This window comes from Halomonas cerina (genome assembly GCF_014192215.1).
Lineage (GTDB): Bacteria > Pseudomonadota > Gammaproteobacteria > Pseudomonadales > Halomonadaceae > Halomonas > Halomonas cerina.
This window is the reverse complement of record NZ_JACHXP010000007.1, coordinates 126,486-142,645: the sequence shown is the minus strand read 5'-3', so window position 1 is coordinate 142,645 and position 16,160 is coordinate 126,486. Positions and strand designations below refer to the sequence as shown.

At 66.4% G+C, this 16,160-nt stretch carries 9 protein-coding genes; 5 read left to right on the top strand and 4 right to left on the bottom strand.

The window, feature by feature from the left end; translation table 11 throughout:
- Positions 1–158 precede the first annotated feature (158 nt).
- The 3 genes from FHR94_RS08985 to FHR94_RS08975 all read left to right on the top strand — a co-directional run bounded on the left by FHR94_RS08985 (position 159) and on the right by FHR94_RS08975 (position 6,175).
- Positions 159–845, top strand: coding sequence for a GntR family transcriptional regulator (locus tag FHR94_RS08985; protein ID WP_343064651.1), 687 nt, complete (start codon positions 159–161; stop codon positions 843–845).
- A 165-nt stretch (positions 846–1,010) separates the two neighbouring features.
- Positions 1,011–2,660, top strand: coding sequence for a Glu/Leu/Phe/Val dehydrogenase dimerization domain-containing protein (locus tag FHR94_RS08980; protein WP_183325307.1), 1,650 nt, complete (start codon positions 1,011–1,013; stop codon positions 2,658–2,660).
- Between the two features lie 29 nt (positions 2,661–2,689).
- Positions 2,690–6,175: a response regulator gene (locus FHR94_RS08975; RefSeq protein WP_183325306.1), complete on the top strand. Its 3,486-nt coding sequence runs from the start codon at positions 2,690–2,692 to the stop codon at positions 6,173–6,175.
- Between the two features lie 36 nt (positions 6,176–6,211).
- Here FHR94_RS08975 and FHR94_RS08970 read toward each other — a convergent pair whose 3' ends face one another.
- The gene (locus FHR94_RS08970; RefSeq protein ID WP_183325305.1) at positions 6,212–8,356 is read right to left on the bottom strand and encodes a PDC sensor domain-containing protein; all 2,145 of its coding nucleotides are present in this window, start codon (positions 8,354–8,356) and stop codon (positions 6,212–6,214) included.
- Positions 8,357–8,540: 184 nt separating this feature from the next.
- On the opposite strand from FHR94_RS08970, the gene FHR94_RS08965 reads away from it, so the two are divergent.
- A complete protein-coding gene (locus tag FHR94_RS08965; protein ID WP_183325304.1) occupies positions 8,541–10,031 on the top strand; it encodes a protein adenylyltransferase SelO in 1,491 nt (496 codons plus the stop codon).
- Positions 10,032–10,301: 270 nt separating this feature from the next.
- Here the strand turns inward: FHR94_RS08965 and katG are convergent, their stop codons facing one another.
- The 3 genes from katG to FHR94_RS08950 all read right to left on the bottom strand — a co-directional run bounded on the left by katG (position 10,302) and on the right by FHR94_RS08950 (position 14,349).
- The gene (gene katG, locus FHR94_RS08960; protein WP_183325303.1) at positions 10,302–12,491 is read right to left on the bottom strand and encodes a catalase/peroxidase HPI; all 2,190 of its coding nucleotides are present in this window, start codon (positions 12,489–12,491) and stop codon (positions 10,302–10,304) included.
- A 333-nt stretch (positions 12,492–12,824) separates the two neighbouring features.
- Entirely contained in the window at positions 12,825–13,229 is a 405-nt protein-coding gene (locus FHR94_RS08955) for a cupin domain-containing protein (RefSeq protein WP_183325302.1), read from the bottom strand.
- A gap of 169 nt (positions 13,230–13,398) precedes the next feature.
- A complete protein-coding gene (locus FHR94_RS08950; RefSeq protein WP_183325301.1) occupies positions 13,399–14,349 on the bottom strand; it encodes a LysR family transcriptional regulator in 951 nt (316 codons plus the stop codon).
- A 218-nt stretch (positions 14,350–14,567) separates the two neighbouring features.
- On the opposite strand from FHR94_RS08950, the gene FHR94_RS08945 reads away from it, so the two are divergent.
- Positions 14,568–16,067, top strand: coding sequence for a CoA-acylating methylmalonate-semialdehyde dehydrogenase (locus FHR94_RS08945; RefSeq protein ID WP_183325300.1), 1,500 nt, complete (start codon positions 14,568–14,570; stop codon positions 16,065–16,067).
- Positions 16,068–16,160: the final 93 nt, after the last annotated feature.

The following is a 16,160-nucleotide window of genomic DNA, read 5'->3' as shown; positions in this document are numbered from 1 at the left end:
GGTCTATTGTTCTTGTAAAGCATGTATCAGACGAGCTGATGTATACTTCTATAGATGCTGTGACATGTTACTGTCAATTTTCGAAGGTTAGACGATGGTGGCGATCAGCATGAGGTCGACAGCCATGAGCGACAGCGTCGTCGTCAGGGAGGTGGTCAGTGAACAGCGTGAAACGGTCCAATGTGCAGCGGCTTCGCGATGCCTTGGAGGATGACATCATCAATGGGCGCCGGCCTCCCGGTGAGCGCCTCGACCCGGAAGCCCTGTGCGAGGAGTTCGCGGTATCGCGTACCCCGGTGCGCGAGGCGATCCAGCAGCTAGTGGCCAGCGGCCTGGTGACGGTCATGCCGAAGAAGGGCACCTTCGTGGCCCGGGTCGGCCTCGACCAGCTGATCGAGATGTTCGAGGTGATGGCGGAACTCGAGGGGATGTGCGGCCGGCTCGCCGCGCGTCGCATCAGCGAAGCGGAGCTGGCCGTCCTGCGCGGGGCCCTGGCGCGCTGTGAGGCGGCCGCCGAGGCCGGTAACACCGACGAGTACTACTATGAGAACGAGGCCTTCCACGACGCTATCTATATGGCCAGCCACAATGGCTTCCTGGCCGACGAGGCGCGCCAGCTCAAGCAGCGCCTCAATCCTTACCGTCGCCTGCAGCTGCAGGTCCGTCGCCGCATGCACAGCTCGCTGGCTGAGCATCGCGAGATCCTGGCCGCCATCGAGGGGGGGCAGACGGAACAGGCCGAGCGTATCCTGCGAGAGCATGTGCTGATCCAGGGCGAGCGCTTTAGCGATTTCGTGTCCAGCGTCAAGGCCCTGGAGCGACAGGGGGCGTCCATGGCGCCGTGAGTCGGCTGCCGGTGTGCGTCCTCACGCGGAGGCGATCGTTGGCTATGTTCCGGACAGGGCGCTTGGCCTACGCTGAGAGATGAAGCCGGCCGGCGGGAGGGTGCCCGCGAGGCCGGCGGCGAGGGCAGACCGCCTTCGCGTAGCGACGAGGGCGAGGCAGCCGCCATGCAGGATTCCCCTATTCATCTCTTGCTGGTCGAAGATAACCCGCTTCACAGCAAGCTGATCCAGCGGCTGCTCGCGGCCGATACCCAACTCGACTGTGATGTCGAGGCCGTGGACAACCTGGCCGACGGCCTCACGCGGCTGGTCAAGGGCGGCGTGGATCTAGTGCTGTTGGACCTTGTGCTGCCCGACAGCGAGGAGTTGGAGACCCTGTTTCGTGTGCGCCTGGTGGCGCCTCAGGTGCCGGTGGTGGTGCTGACCAGCCTCGATGACGTCAAGCTGGCCGCCCGGGCGGTGGAATCCGGCGCCTACGATTATCTGGTCAAGACGCACCTCAAGGGCGTGGCCTTGGGCCGGGCGATCCGCTACATCCTGTCCCGGGCGCGAGCCCGGGGCAGCGAGTGGGACTCGCCGATGTTTCGCCTCGCCCAGCAGCAGTTCCTCAAGGCCGCCCAGTACATGGGCCTGGACGACAACATTCGCCAGCGCCTGCTGTTCCCCCAGCGCACCCAGATGGTCAGCTTCCCCTTCTTTCGCGATGATCGCTCCCAAGGGGAGATCGTGTTCGGCTACCGAGTGCAGCACCTGCTCTCCATGGGCCCGACCAAGGGCGGGATCCGCTACCACGAGGACGTGGACCTGGGCGAGGTCGCCGCCCTGGCGATGTGGATGACCTGGAAGTGTGCGCTGATGAGGCTGCCCTTCGGCGGCGCCAAGGGCGGCGTGCGGATCGATCCCACCACCTTGAGCGATGCCGAGCTGCAGCGCCTGACACGCCGCTACACCACCGAGATCATCGATATCATCGGTCCCGACAAGGACATTCCGGCGCCGGACCTGGGTACCGACGAGCGGGTCATGGCCTGGCTGATGGACACCTACAGCCAGCAGGTCGGCCATGCGGTGCCGACCGTGGTCACCGGCAAGCCGGTAGTGCTGGGCGGCTCCCCGGGACGCAAGGCGGCCACCGGGCGTGGCCTGGTGTACCTGATCGAGGCCTCGGCGGCGCACCTGGGTGTCGAGCTTTCCGGAGCCACGGCGGTGGTGCAGGGCTTCGGCAACGTGGGGAGCTACACGGCGCGATTTCTTGCCGAGCTGGGGGTCAGGATCATCGGCGTCAGTGACGCCTCCACCGGCCTCTATGCCCGCGATGGCCTGTCGATGGAGGCGCTGCTCGACCATGTGGCCGAGCACCGGGTGCTGGCGGGGTACCCGGAGGCGGAGGCGATCAGCAACGCCGAACTGCTCGAGCTGCCCTGCGATGTGCTGGTGCTGGCCGCCCTGCAGCACCAGGTGACGGTCGAGAATGCCGCACGCATCGACTGCCGGCTGCTGGCCGAGGGGGCCAACGGACCCACCACCCTCGAGGCGGACGATATCCTCCACGACAATGATGTCTTCGTGCTGCCCGATATCCTCGGCAACGCCGGGGGGGTGACGGTGTCCTATTTCGAGTGGGTGCAGGGCATGCAGAACCTGATGTGGACCCACGAGGAGATCAACCGCCAGCAAAAGGCGATCCTGCTGGACGCCTTCGAGCGCACCCTGAGGCGGGCCAAGGAGAGCCATCTCGACATGCGCACGGCCGCCCTGATCGAGGGCATCACCCGGGTCACCGAGGCCAAGCTGCTGCGCGGCGTCTTTCCCTGAACGACCCCCTGAACGACCGAGGAGAGGCCATGAGCGGTGATGTAGGTCGTGACGCCCCCGTGGCACACGAACCTCGCGAGCCGGGCGACTTCCTGCGCCTCAACCAGGCGATCACCCGCGCGGCTAACGAGGCACGCAGCCTCGACGAGGCGCTGCAGATCGCCCTCGACGAGGTCTGCGCGCGCACCGGTTGGCAGGTCGGCCACGCCTGGTGCCTGGCCGACGACGCGACGGGCGAGCTGTACTCGTCGCGGTTCTGGCACCTCGACGACGAGACTGCCTTCGCGGGTTTCCGGCGGGCCACCGAATCTAGCCGGTGGCAGTCGACCCGCGGCCTGCCCGAGCGGGTCCAGGCCGCTGGCGAGCCGGTGTGGATCCGCGACGTCAGCCGCGACCCCGACTTCCAACGTTCGCGGGAGGCCGACGCCAGTGGCGTACGGGCCGGCGCCGCCTTCCCGGTGCTGGTGGGACGCGAGGTGGTCGCGGTACTGGAGTTCTTTGCCGACCGGATCATGGAGCCCGACGCCGCCCTGCTCGAGGTGATGGCCCAGACCGGCACCCAGCTGGGACGGGTCGTCGAACGCGAGCGCGCCGACCGTGCGTTGCGTGCCCAGGTCGCCGCGACCCAGGCCGAGCGGGTCCGCGCCGAGGCCGCGCATCATCAACTGACCGAGGCCCTCGAGGCGATCTCCGAAGGATTCACCCTCTACGACGCTGAGGACCGTCTGGTGGCGTTCAACAGCCACTTCCGCGACGAGTATTCAGGCGTGCCCGAGATGATCGAGGTGGGGATGCGCTTCGAGGACCTGATCCGCACCGTGGCCGAGCAGGACGTCATCCAGGCCGGCGCCATGTCGACGGACGACTGGGTCGCCTGGCGGCTGGCCCGGCGCCGTGACCCCGGCCCCCCCTTCAAGCTCAAGCGGGCCGACGGCCTGCAGTTGCGGATCAGCGAGCGGCGCACCCGCGATGGCGGCATGGTGGCCATCTACACCGATATCACCGAGCTGGAGGAGCAGCGTGCCCATCTCGAGGCACAGGTCCGCCTGACCGAGGAGGCGCAGGCGCGAGCCGAGGCGGCCCGCGATCAGCTCACCGAAGCCCTGGAGTCGATCGCCGAGGGCTTCGCGGTGTTCGATGCCGAGGATCGCCTGGTGCTGTTCAATACCCGCTTCAAGGAGCATTTCGTCACCCCCGGCGACGTGGTCGAGCTGGGCCTGCGCTTCGAGGATCTGCTGCGGGCGGTGGTCGAGCGGGGTAACACGCCGCCGGGCTATGTCTCCGGCCAGGATTGGATCGACGAGCGTCTCGAACAGCACCGTCACCCGGCCGGCCCCTACCAATTCACCCGCAGCGACGGCATCTGCGTCCAGATCAGCGAGCATCTCACCCGGGACGGCGAGCATGTCGGCGTCTACTCGGATATCACCGAGCTCGAGCATCATCGCCAGCGCCTGGAGGAGAGGGTCGCCGAGCGCACCGCGGCCCTGCAGGCGACCGCGGAGGCGCTGCGTGCTTCCCAGATCGAGCTGCGCCGCGCTCGGGACCAGGCGGAGCAGGCCAGCCTGGCCAAGAGCGAGTTCCTGGCCAACATGAGCCACGAGATCCGCACGCCGATGAACGGCGTGATCGGCATCGCCGAGCTGCTGGAACGCACCGAGCTCACCGAACAGCAGGCCGGCTACGTGGCGATCATCCAGAAGTCCGCCGACACCCTGCTGGGGCTGATCAACAACATCCTCGACTTCTCCAAGATCGAGGCGGGCCGTCTCGAGCTGGAAACGACCGACTTCGCGCTGCGTGACACCCTGAGCGACACCCTGCAGACCCTGTCCCTGCAGGCCGACGACAAGGGGCTGGAGCTGGCGGTGCATATCCCCCCGGAGGTGCCCGACCGGGTGCTCGGCGACCCGATACGCCTGCGCCAGGTGATCGTCAACCTGGTCGGCAATGCCATCAAGTTCACCGAGGCCGGCGAAATCGTGGTCGACCTGGGCATCGAGTCCCTGGACGACGGCCGGCTGCGCCTCGGTTTCGAGATCCTCGACACCGGCGTGGGGATCCCCGAGGCCAAGCGTCGCCAGATCTTCGAGGCCTTCAGCCAGGCCGACACCTCCACCACCCGGCAAAGCGGCGGTACCGGACTGGGCCTGTCCATCGCCGCCCAGCTGGTCAGCATGATGGGCGGACACATCGAGGTCGACAGTGGCCCCGGGGGGCGGGGCAGCCGCTTCGTGTTCTCGATCGACTTCGGTCTGCCGGACCGGCAGGTGGAGCTGCCCACGCATCCGTCCGGGTTGCACGGACGGCGGGTGCTGGTGGTCGATGACAATGCCACCAACCGTCGCATCCTCGAGGAGATCCTGCTGAGCTGGCACATGCGCCCTACCGTGGTGGCGAGCGGCGCCGAGGCCCTTGCCGCCCTCGAGGCGCTGGAGGCCCAGGGCGAGACCTTTCCGCTGGCGCTGTTCGACGTCATGATGCCGAGGATGAGTGGTCTGGAGCTGGCCGAACGCATCCGCGAGCACCCGGCCCATGCCGGCATGCCGATCCTGATGCTCTCCTCGAGCGGGCGTTCCGGCGATGCCGAGCTGCGCCGCCGGCTGCACATCACCCGCCTGCTATTCAAGCCGGTCAAGCAGTCGGCGCTGCTCGATGCGGTCGGTGAGGCGCTGGAGATCGGCACCAGCGGTCGTGAGGCCGTCCCGCAGCGCCAGGAACGCCCGGCGGTGCAGGACGCGCGTCGGGTCCTGCTGGTCGAGGACGGGATCACCAACCAGCGGGTGGCGATGGACCTGCTGTGCCAGCGTGGCCACCATGTCGAGCTGGCCGAGAACGGTCGCGAGGCGCTCGAGGCCGTCCAGCGCCACGGCTTCGACGTGGTGCTGATGGATATCCACATGCCGGTGATGGATGGCCTGGCGGCCTCTCGGGCGATCCGCGAGCTTGAACGGGACGGCAGGGGCCATGTGCCGATCGTGGCGATGACGGCGAGTGCCACCAAGGAGGACCGCGAGCGCTGCCTGGCCGCGGGCATGGATGGCTTCGTGACCAAGCCGTTTCGCGCCGCCGAACTCTATGCGGCTGTCGAGGACGATGAGCGCCACAGCCCGCTGCCAGGCGAGGCGCTCCCCGGCGCCGCCCCATCCTCCCCGCAAGACTCGCCGGAGCGGCTGGACTGGCAGGCCGCCCTGGACAACCTCGACGGCAACACGGCCCTGCTGGTCGAGATGGTCGAGATCTTCCTCGAGGAATGCCCCCAGCTGATGCAGGCGATGGAGACCGCCCTGGACAAGGGCGATGCCAAGGCGCTGCGCCGCCACGCCCATACCCTCAAGGGATCGGCCCGGGTGGTGGGCGGGCAGGCCGCGGGGAAGGCCGCTGAGCGTCTCGAGACCCTGGCCAAGGCCGGCGAGCTGGACCGGGCCGGTCCGGTCCTCGAGGCGCTGCGTCAGGCCGTGGCAGAGCTGACCCCGGCGCTCGAGTCGGCCCGGCGCAGCCTGACGACCGGCTAGCCGGATGGCGGGGCCACCAACGAGCACGACCAGGCGTCACAGGAAGACATACACCGTCACCACGAAGAAGGCGCCGTGCAGCAGGGGCCAGAACAGTAGCTTGGGGATGAGGTTATCGCGGTAGTGGAAGAAGGGGAGATCGTTGCTCGCCGTCAGCATGAAGGCGTTGATGGAAATGGCCACGATGGTGAAGTAGGTGATGAAGTAGAAGTACTCCAGGTACATGATCTGCTCGGTGGCGTAACGACTGCGGATATCGATGTGCGCGAGCAGGATGATGAAGAAGATGGCGGCGGCCGTCGCCAGCACCGTGGCGGTGTTGAAGCCGTGAAGGGAGGCCCGGGCCTGCTCTCGGGTATCGATCATCAGCATCGCGAACAGCATGATCGCGGCAACGAACAGCGGGATCTGGTTGGAGATGAAGGCGTCGGTGATGTTGCGCCGCAGGGTGAGATGGTAGGTCAGCTCCGGAAAGCCGCCCATCAGGGCGTTGCCGCGGATGCCGAAGTCGCTGCGATAGTCGTGGAAGCGATAGGCGAAGAAGCTACGCTCCAGCTGCCACCCCGGCAGACGGAAGCCGGGCTTCATCCCCGGCAGTGCCGTGGGATGGATCAGCCGGTAGGCCGAAAGCTCCGGCACCAGCACGGCGTTGCGGGTCATGTCCGGATGCCAGATTCGTAGCCGCAGGGTCTTGACGTCGATCGGAAAACGCGAGTGATCGGAGGGTTGGTGCAGGGTGGTCTTGAAGAACCAGCCGACCACCTCGTGATCGCCGTCGCGGAAGCGGTAAAGCTCCTCGCGGACATCCTGCTCGGGGACCGAATCCGGAAAGAAGATCCCGCGCGTCAGGTGATCCTGGTCCGGCCGGCGATAGCGCTGCCAGGCGAAGCCGGTAACGACGAAGTCGTGGGGCGTCTCGAAGCGGATCGACTCGAGGTAGATCCCGGTCGGTACGCGGAGCGGGTCGCCCAGTCGCTGCAGGCGGCTTTCTTCGACATAGTCATCCAGATAGCTCGCGATGCCAGCTCGGTCCACCAGCATGACGGCCCCCGGTGGATCGCGACCCACCTCGGCGAACTCCAGCGCCCAGATATTCACCACGCCGAGCAGGAACAACACGGCGATGGCGAGACTCCCGCTCCACAGTACGGGCTCGGAGCCCAGCCGATAGGCGACGAGGAGGACCACCAGGCCGCTCGCCCCGACGACCAGGGCAATGGTGATCAGGATCTGGCGATACTTGTGCCGGGCCCGATCGAGGGGGATCTCGTCGATGAAGGCCACCACGGCCAGGGTCCAGTCCGATGCTGCGATGGGGTCGTGGAAGATCCACGACGCCTGGCCGGTGAGCTCGCTGGTGTGGGCGATGGTCCCGCGCTGCTCATCGCTGGCTTGCTCGGCCAGCTGCCGCAGGCTGGGGTCGTCCAGCCGCTCGGCCAGATCCAGGAGGGTCAGCCCCTGGCGCACGTAGTCTCGCCGCGGGTGTGACACGAAGGTGCCCTGGTCGGTGACGACCATGGCATAGCCGGTATCGCCCAGGTCCAGGGCGCCGACCAGTGCCCACACATCCTCGATCGAGTAGTCGATGCAGACGGTGCCGTCGGTCTCGAGCTCGGGGCGTCGCCGCTGTGGTTCCGGAAGCCGGAAGGGGGCGCAGTAGAGGGCGAGCATCGCCTGGCTGGCCTGGCCGAAGAAGGGCTCGAGCCAGCCCGCGTGGGTGGTTCCCTGGTGATACCAGGCGTGCTCGGGGTGGGTATAGTCGTAGACCTCATCGACCCATACCAGGCGGTGCTGGCCATTGCGCTTGACGATATAGGGCGCATACAGCCGTCGGTCCGCGGCATAGGCATGGGGCCGGAACATCACTCCGACACCGAACACATAGGGATGGGCCCCTACCATGGCCTGGAGCCGGGACTCGATGCGGTCGGTCGGCAGGGTCCCGCTCTCTAGCTCGGCGACGAGCGCATCGGCCAGGTCGGAGAGATGGCGCATGTCGCCGCTCAGCGACTCGGCGGCCACCGTGGCTTCCGCCCGGATGCCTGACAGCCAGTTCTGGGTGGTCTCCGTGCGGGCACTATGGTCCACCCGGGCCAGGCCGGCGGCAATGGCGAAGGTGGTGACCGCCACGACAAGCGCGATGGCGAAGACGAGGCGGGCCGGACCGGGTGGGGGCAACATGCTGCTCCTTGTGAACAGACCGGATTGTTCTGGGTATGGCATCGAACCGACGGTTTCGCAAAGCCGGGTGCCAGGGGACAAGAAGAGCCTGGTCGTCGCGGCGAATGTTGACGGCCCTTGCCTGTCTCACCATGGTGTAGGTGCGCTTGTCGTTTCCTGTTCCCTGACCCCAGTCGGAGCCGCCATGTTTCCCGAGTTCACCCTGCGCTATGCTCGCCTGCCGGCACGCTTCTTTGAGCGTTTCGACCCGGTGCCCGTGGAAGCGCCGCGGCTGGTGGCCTTCAACCGACCACTGGCCGAGGAGCTCGGCTTCGACCTGTCGGCCTTCGATGAGCAGCAGACCACGGAGTGGTTTTCCGGCAATGCCGTGCCGCCAGGAGCCGAGCCGCTGGCCCAGGCCTATGCCGGTCACCAGTTCGGCATCTTCGTGCCGCGTCTGGGCGACGGCCGCGCCGTGCTGCTGGGCGAGGTGACCGATGGTCGGGGGCAGCTGCGCGATATCCAGCTCAAGGGAGCCGGTTGCACCCCCTTTTCTCGGGGCGGCGATGGTCGCGCGCCGCTGGGCCCGGTACTTCGCGAATATCTGGTCAGCGAGGCGATGCACGTGCTGGGCATTCCCACCACCCGGGCGCTGGCGGCGGTGACCACCGGCGAGCGGGTGTTCCGCCGGGGGATGGAACCCGGTGGCGTGCTCACTCGGGTGGCCGCCAGCCATCTGCGGGTGGGCACCTTCCAGTACTTCGCTGCCCGCGGCGATGTGGAGGCCGTGCGCCTGCTGGCCGACGAGGCCATCGAGCGCCACTATCCACAGCTGCTGGAGCCCGAGCTCGCCGCGCAGCCGGAAGGGGAGCGCTACCTGGCGTTGCTGGAGGCCGTGGCGGGTCGTCAGGCGTCGCTGGTGGCGCAGTGGCTGGGCGTGGGCTTCATCCATGGGGTGATGAACACCGACAACTGTGCCCTCTCCGGCGAGACGATCGACTATGGCCCCTGCGCCTTCATGGAGGCCTACGATCCGCGCACCGTGTTCAGCTCCATCGACGAGCGGGGGCGTTACGCCTGGGGCAACCAGCCGCTCCTCGTCCAGTGGAACCTGGCGCGCTTCGCCGAGACGCTGCTGCCACTGATCGACGACGAGACGGATCGCGCCATCGAGCGCGCCACCGCGGTGATCGATGGCATCGAGGCGCGCCACGAGACCGCGTGGCTGGCGATACGCCGCGCCAAGCTGGGCCTGGCGACGGAGCAAAAGGACGATGCCGCCCTGGCCGATGACTTGCTGGCGGCCATGCAGCGGGGGCGTGCCGACTTCACCCTGACCTTCCGCCGGCTGGCCGAGGCCGTCGCGCCGGGGGAGGACGAGACGGCGCTGCTGTCGCTCTTCGAGAACCGCGAGGGTATCGAGGCCTGGCTGCCTCGCTGGCGCGAGCGGCTGCAGGCGGAAGGCGTCTCCATGGCGGAGATCGCCGATCGGCTGCGGGCGGTGAACCCGCTGTACATCCCCCGCAACCACAAGGTGGAGGAGGCCCTCAGCGCGGCGAACGAGGGCGACTTCGCCCCCTTCGAGGTGCTGCGCGAGGTGTTGGCCGACCCCTTCACCGAACAGCCCGGCCGCGAGGCGTACGCCCGCCCGGCCGAGCCGACGGAGCGGGTGCTGCGGACCTTCTGCGGGACCTGAGCGGCACCACTCGGCAGATAGATAAAAAGGTTCATCGCAGATCAGCGTGAAACATTCCGCGTAGGTTGGATAAGCGAGCCTGCGAGCGCATCCAACGGGGCGTCCTCGACGATGTCATGGTGGATGCGCTATCGCTTATCCACCCTACGAATAGGCCGTTTCACGGTAAATTGCGATGATCCATAAAAAAAAGACGCCCGGGTGATAACCCGGGCGTCTCGCTTTGGCCGTGGCCGGTACTCCTGCCATGGGTTCCAGCCTATGGCGCCGTCACGCCTGGAGCTTCTCCGCATCGAAGCGGTCGGCGTTCATCACCTTGGCCCACGCTTTGACGAAGTCCTTCACGAACTTCTCCTGGTTGTCGTCCTGGGCGTACACCTCGGCATAGGAGCGCAGGATGGAGTGAGAGCCGAATACCAGGTCCACCCGGGTAGCGGTCCACTTCTTCTGGTCTGTCTTGCGGTCGCGAACCTCGTAGAGATTCTCGCCCACCGACTTCCAGCTGTAGGCCATGTCGGTCAGGTTGACGAAGAAGTCATTCGTCAGCTGGCCTTCCCGGTCGGTGAATACACCGTGCTTGGTGCCACCGTGGTTGGTACTCAGTACCCGCATGCCACCGATCAGCACGGTCATCTGCGCGGCGGTCAGCCCCATCAGCTGGGCACGATCCAGCAGCAGCTCCTCCGGCTTGACCACGTAGTTTTCCTTCTGCCAGTTGCGGAACCCATCGGCCGTCGGCTCCATCGGCTCGAAAGACTCGGCGTCGGTCATCTCGTCGGTGGCATCACCGCGACCTTTCAGGAACGGCACGTGGACTTCGTAGCCGGCGGCCTTGGCGGCTTTCTCGATGCCCACGCTGCCGCCCAGCACGATGATATCGGCCACGCTGGCGCCGGTATCGGCAGAAAGCTGCTCATAGACCTTCAGCACCCTGGCCAGACGTTCCGGCTCGTTGCCTGCCCAGTCCTTCTGGGGAGCCAGGCGGATGCGCGCGCCGTTGGCCCCGCCGCGCAGGTCGGAGCCGCGGAAGGTCCGGGCGCTGTCCCAGGCGGTGCTGACCATGTCGCTGATGGACAGGCCGGCCTCGGCGATCTTCTCCTTGACCACCTCTTCGACGTAGTGGGTCTCGCCCTGGGGAACCGGATCCTGCCAGATCAGATCTTCCTCAGGCACTTCCGGCCCGATGTAGCGGGATTTCGGCCCCAGATCGCGGTGGATCAGCTTGAACCAAGCGCGGGCGAAACAATCCTGGAAGTACTCGGGGTCCTTGCGGAACGCCTCCATGTACTCCCGATAGATGGGGTCCATCTTCATCCCCATGTCGGCATCGGTCATCATCGGCATGCGCCGCTGGGAGGGGTCGCTGGCGTCGACCGGCTTGTCTTCCTCCTTGATGTCGACGGGCTGCCACTGGTTCGCGCCGGCGGGGCTCTTGGTGAGCTCCCACTCATGGTCCAGCAGCATGTCGAAGTAGCCCATGTCGAACTTGGTGGGGTGGGTGGTCCAGGCACCCTCCAGGCCGGACGTGATGGCGTTGGACGCCCTGCCCTGCATGTTGGGGTTATCCCAGCCCAGGCCCTGGCCGACGATATCAGAGCCTTCCGGTTCCGCACCGAGCGCGCCGGGGTCACCGTTACCGTGACACTTGCCGACGGTATGACCACCGGCTGTCAGGGCCGCAGTTTCTTCATCGTTCATGGCCATCCGGGCGAAGGTTTCGCGTACCTGGGCGGCGGTCTTCATCGGATCAGGTTTGCCGTTGACGCCCTCCGGGTTCACGTAGATCAGACCCATCTGCACCGCGGCCAGCGGGTTTTCCATGGTGTCAGGCTTGCCTACGTCCTCGAAGCGCTCGTCGGACGGTGCCAGCCACTCCTTCTCGGCGCCCCAGTAGATGTCCTTCTCGGGATGCCAGATATCTTCCCGGCCGAATGAGAAGCCGAAGGTCTTGAGCCCCATGGACTCATAGGCCACATTGCCGGCCAGGATGATCAGATCCGCCCAGCTGAGCTTGTTGCCGTACTTCTTCTTGACCGGCCACAGCAGGCGGCGAGCCTTGTCGAGGCTGGCGTTGTCTGGCCAGGAGGCAATTGGGGCGAAGCGCTGATTGCCGCTTCCACCGCCGCCACGGCCATCGGCGATGCGGTAGGTGCCGGCAGCGTGCCAGGCCATGCGGATCATGAAGCCACCGTAGTGGCCCCAGTCAGCCGGCCACCACTCCTGGCTGTCGGTCATCAGGGCGTGCAGGTCCTTCTTGAGCGCCTCGACATCGAGCTTGCGGACCTCTTCCCGGTAGTCGAAGCCCTCATCCATCGGATTGGTCTTGCGATCATGCTGGTGAAGGATGTCGAGGTTGAGCGTTTCTGGCCACCAACCGGTGACACTCTGACTGCTGGCGGTATTTGCACCGTGCATTACCGGGCACTTGCCTGCCCCCTGGAGGTTCTGCTGTTCGCCCATGTCTCTCTCCGGTTATTGCTGTAATGGTCAATGCTGTGATGATGGAGTCGTTGCCCATGAATCGCGACAGAAGCCCTCCAGGAAGGGCGCTTTCCGGCCTGGTGGCAGGTCGCGTGGGCTCTCCCTCTCCCTGTTCAACATAGACCGTGCTGTCCCCAGGACCCTAAATGCCTTTCATGACTGGCTTGATAGCGATTATTTATCGAGGACCGCGCCGGCGCGATGCGAGACGAGGAGGTGGCGGTCGTTTGCCATGAAACGCGCACGGCGGCCAGAGGAAAGGGACCAACCGGGGCATGCCATGTCTCCGATGGTCCCTCTGTGTTCAGGGCATCAGCTCATTCGGGCTGGGATACCATGATGGGCTCGCCCTTGGGTCCCCACCTGGAAGACGATGAAACTGGCGCCGTCGCTGCTTATGGTCTGGGCGACCATCGGGCGATCGGGGGGTTCGTAAAAGGCCTCACCGGCCGATATGGTTCTGGGGTCTTCCCCCTCGACATCGACCTCGATGCTGCCCTCGGTCACGTAGACGAAGACGTGGCCCGGATGGATATGACGGTCGGTGACCCAGTTTTCGTCCACATCGAAGCGCACGATGTTCGCCTCCATGTCCTCCTGACCCTGAAGCGTCGACTTCAGGACCTGAGTCGTCTCGCCCGCGGCGGACAGGGGCAGAAGCGCGAGGGCGGCGACCAGGGCCGAGGCGGCGCCCATGGCAGCGTGATGTGGATACATGTTGTCCTCCTTCCACACGGGGTGGCAGTCGGCTACGGGGTGGCCGTCGTGGGGAGCCTACACCGGGCGCGCCTGTCGACGGCCGGCCAGGAGGTTCTCCACCGGCTATCTCACTATAGTCCCGGTCGGGCGGGTTCGCCTCGGGGCAAGCCGCCCGTCCGGTGTGCCGTCAAGGAGAGCTGCCCTCGGGGACCACCATGTCCCCGGTCTCGCCCATCAGGAAGGCGCGGTTGGCGTCCAGGGCCTCGCGCAAAAAGTCCCACAGCAGCCGTACCCGGGCCAGGCGGCGCTGCTCCTGGCGGGCCGTGATCCAGAACTGGCGCACGATCGCCACCTCGTCTTCCAGCACGCTCTCGAGTGTCTCGCTGGCTTCCGCCATGAAGCAGGGCAGCACGGCGAGTCCCGCGCCGTGCCGACAGGCCGCGTGCTGGGTGGTCACGCTGGTGCTGCGCATGGCGAAGTGCGGCCCCGGCTGGCCGACCACCGCCGGGTCGAGCAACGGCTCCAGGTAGCTGAGCTGCTCGCTGAAGATCAGGTCGTCCACGTAGCCGATCAGTCGATGCTCGCCGAGTCCGGCCAGCCGCGACGGGGTGCCATGGCGGGTGAGATACCCGTGGCTGCCGTAGAGGCGCAGCCGGTAGTCACATAGCCGCGAGATGACCAGCCCCGGGCTCACCGGACGCTCGACGGTGATGGCCAGATCCGCCTCGTGGCGACTCAGATTGACCACCCGGGGCAGGGCGAGCAGGTCCAGGGTCACGCCCGGGTGGCGCGTGCAGAAGGCCGAGAGCAGCGGGGCGATCACCCAGGTACCGAAGCCCTCGGTGACGCCCAGGCGGATCTGGCCGCTGACCTGGTGGTTCTTGTCGCTGAGGCTCTCGCTCGCCTCGACGGCGTGGCGGGCCATTTCCTCGGCATGAGCGAGCAGCTGCTGGCCCGCCTCGGTGAGGTGGTAGCCATGCGTGCTACGCTCGAAGAGCTGGGTGTTGAGCCTCTGCTCGAAGCGCCGGGTGCGCCGCGAGAGGGTAGAATGGTCGAGCCCCAGGCGTCGGGCGGCATCGGTGAGTCGCTCGCTGCGCGCTACCTCCAGAAAGATCTGGATGTCCTGCCAGTCCAGCATGGGTGTCTCCCTTCAGGGTTTTTGTGCATGAGTGCACAAACAATGTGCCCGAGTGCCCGTTGTCACGCCATCCGACGTCTGGCTAGACTCGTTGCCAATACGCTTCGTGTATTGATACACATAAAGTCTAATGCCCGGCGATTCACGACGGTAATTCACAACCACAAGGCCAGGTTATCGCCAGGGGTAAGGCAGCCCATACAGAGGAGCACGCCACCATGTCCGTTCGCGAGATTCCCATGTACATCGACGGCCAGGCCGTCCAGTCGAAGAGCCAGGAATGGCGCGACGTCATCAACCCGGCCACCCAGGAAGTGGTCGCCCGGGTACCGTTCTGCACCGCCGAGGAGGTCGAGACGGCCGTGGCCAGTGCCAAGGCAGCCTTCAAGACCTGGCGCAAGGTGCCGCTGGCCAAGCGACAGCGCATCATGCTCAAGCTCCAGGCGCTGATCCGCGAGCACACCGACGAACTAGCCGCGCTGATCACCGAGGAGCATGGCAAGACCCTGCCCGATGCCGCCGGCGAGGTGGGCCGTGGCCTCGAGGTGGTGGAGCACGCCTGCTCGATCACCTCGCTGCAACTGGGCGAGCTGGCCGAGAATGCCGCCAACGAAGTGGATGTCTACACCCTCAACCAGCCGCTAGGCGTGGGTGCCGGCATCACGGCCTTCAATTTCCCGATCATGCTGCCCTGCTTCATGTTCCCGCTGGCCATCGCCACCGGCAACACCTTCGTGCTCAAGCCCTCCGAGCAGGACCCGAGCTCCACCATCCGCCTGGTTGAGCTGGCCCACGAGGCGGGCATCCCCGCTGGTGTGCTTAACGTGGTGCACGGTGGCCCGGACGTGGCCAACCAGATCGCCGACCACACCGACATCAAGGCCCTCTCCTTCATCGGCTCCACCCACGTGGGCTCGCTGCTCTACAACCGCGCCGCCGAGGCCGGCAAGCGCATGCAGGCGATGATGGGCGCCAAGAATCACTGCGTGGTGATGCCCGACGCCAACCGTAGTCAGGCCATCAACAACCTGCTGGGCTCGGCCTTCGGTGCCGCCGGCCAGCGCTGCATGGCCAACTCCGTGGTGGTGCTGGTGGGCGAGGCCCGCGAGTGGCTCGATGACATCGCCGAGGGCGCCCGCAACATGACGGTAGGGCCCGGCACCCAGCAGGATGCCGACCTCGGCCCGCTGGTCTCGCCCCAGGCGAAGGAACGCGTGGAGCGCCTGATCGCCGTCGGTGAGAAGGAGGGCGCCAGGCTGGTGGTGGACGGTCGTGGCTGTCAGGTGGAGGGCTACCCGGACGGCAACTTCGTCGGCCCGACCCTGTTCGCCGACGTCACGGCCGACATGACCATCTATCGCGAGGAGGTCTTCGGCCCGGTGCTCTGCGTGGTCAGCGTCGACACCCTGGACGAGGCGATCGAGTTCATCAACGCCAATCCCAACGGCAACGGCACCTCGATCTTCACCAACTCCGGCTGGGTGGCGCGCCGCTTCGAGACCGACATCGACGTCGGCCAGGTGGGCATCAACGTGCCGATCCCGGTGCCGGTGGCCTACTTCAGCTTCACCGGCTCGCGCGGCTCCAAGCTCGGCGACCTGGGCCCCAACGGCAAGCAGGCGATCGCCTTCTGGACCCAGACCAAGACCGTCACCGCCCGCTGGTTCGAACCGGAGAACGTCTCCAGCGGCATCAACAGCACCATCTCGCTGCACTGATCAGCATCCGGTGATAAAGGCGGCCCCGTCTCGAGAGAGGCGGGGCCGCTGGCGTTGCGGGCCAGGAGGTCGTGATGGCGGCGGCGCAAGCCT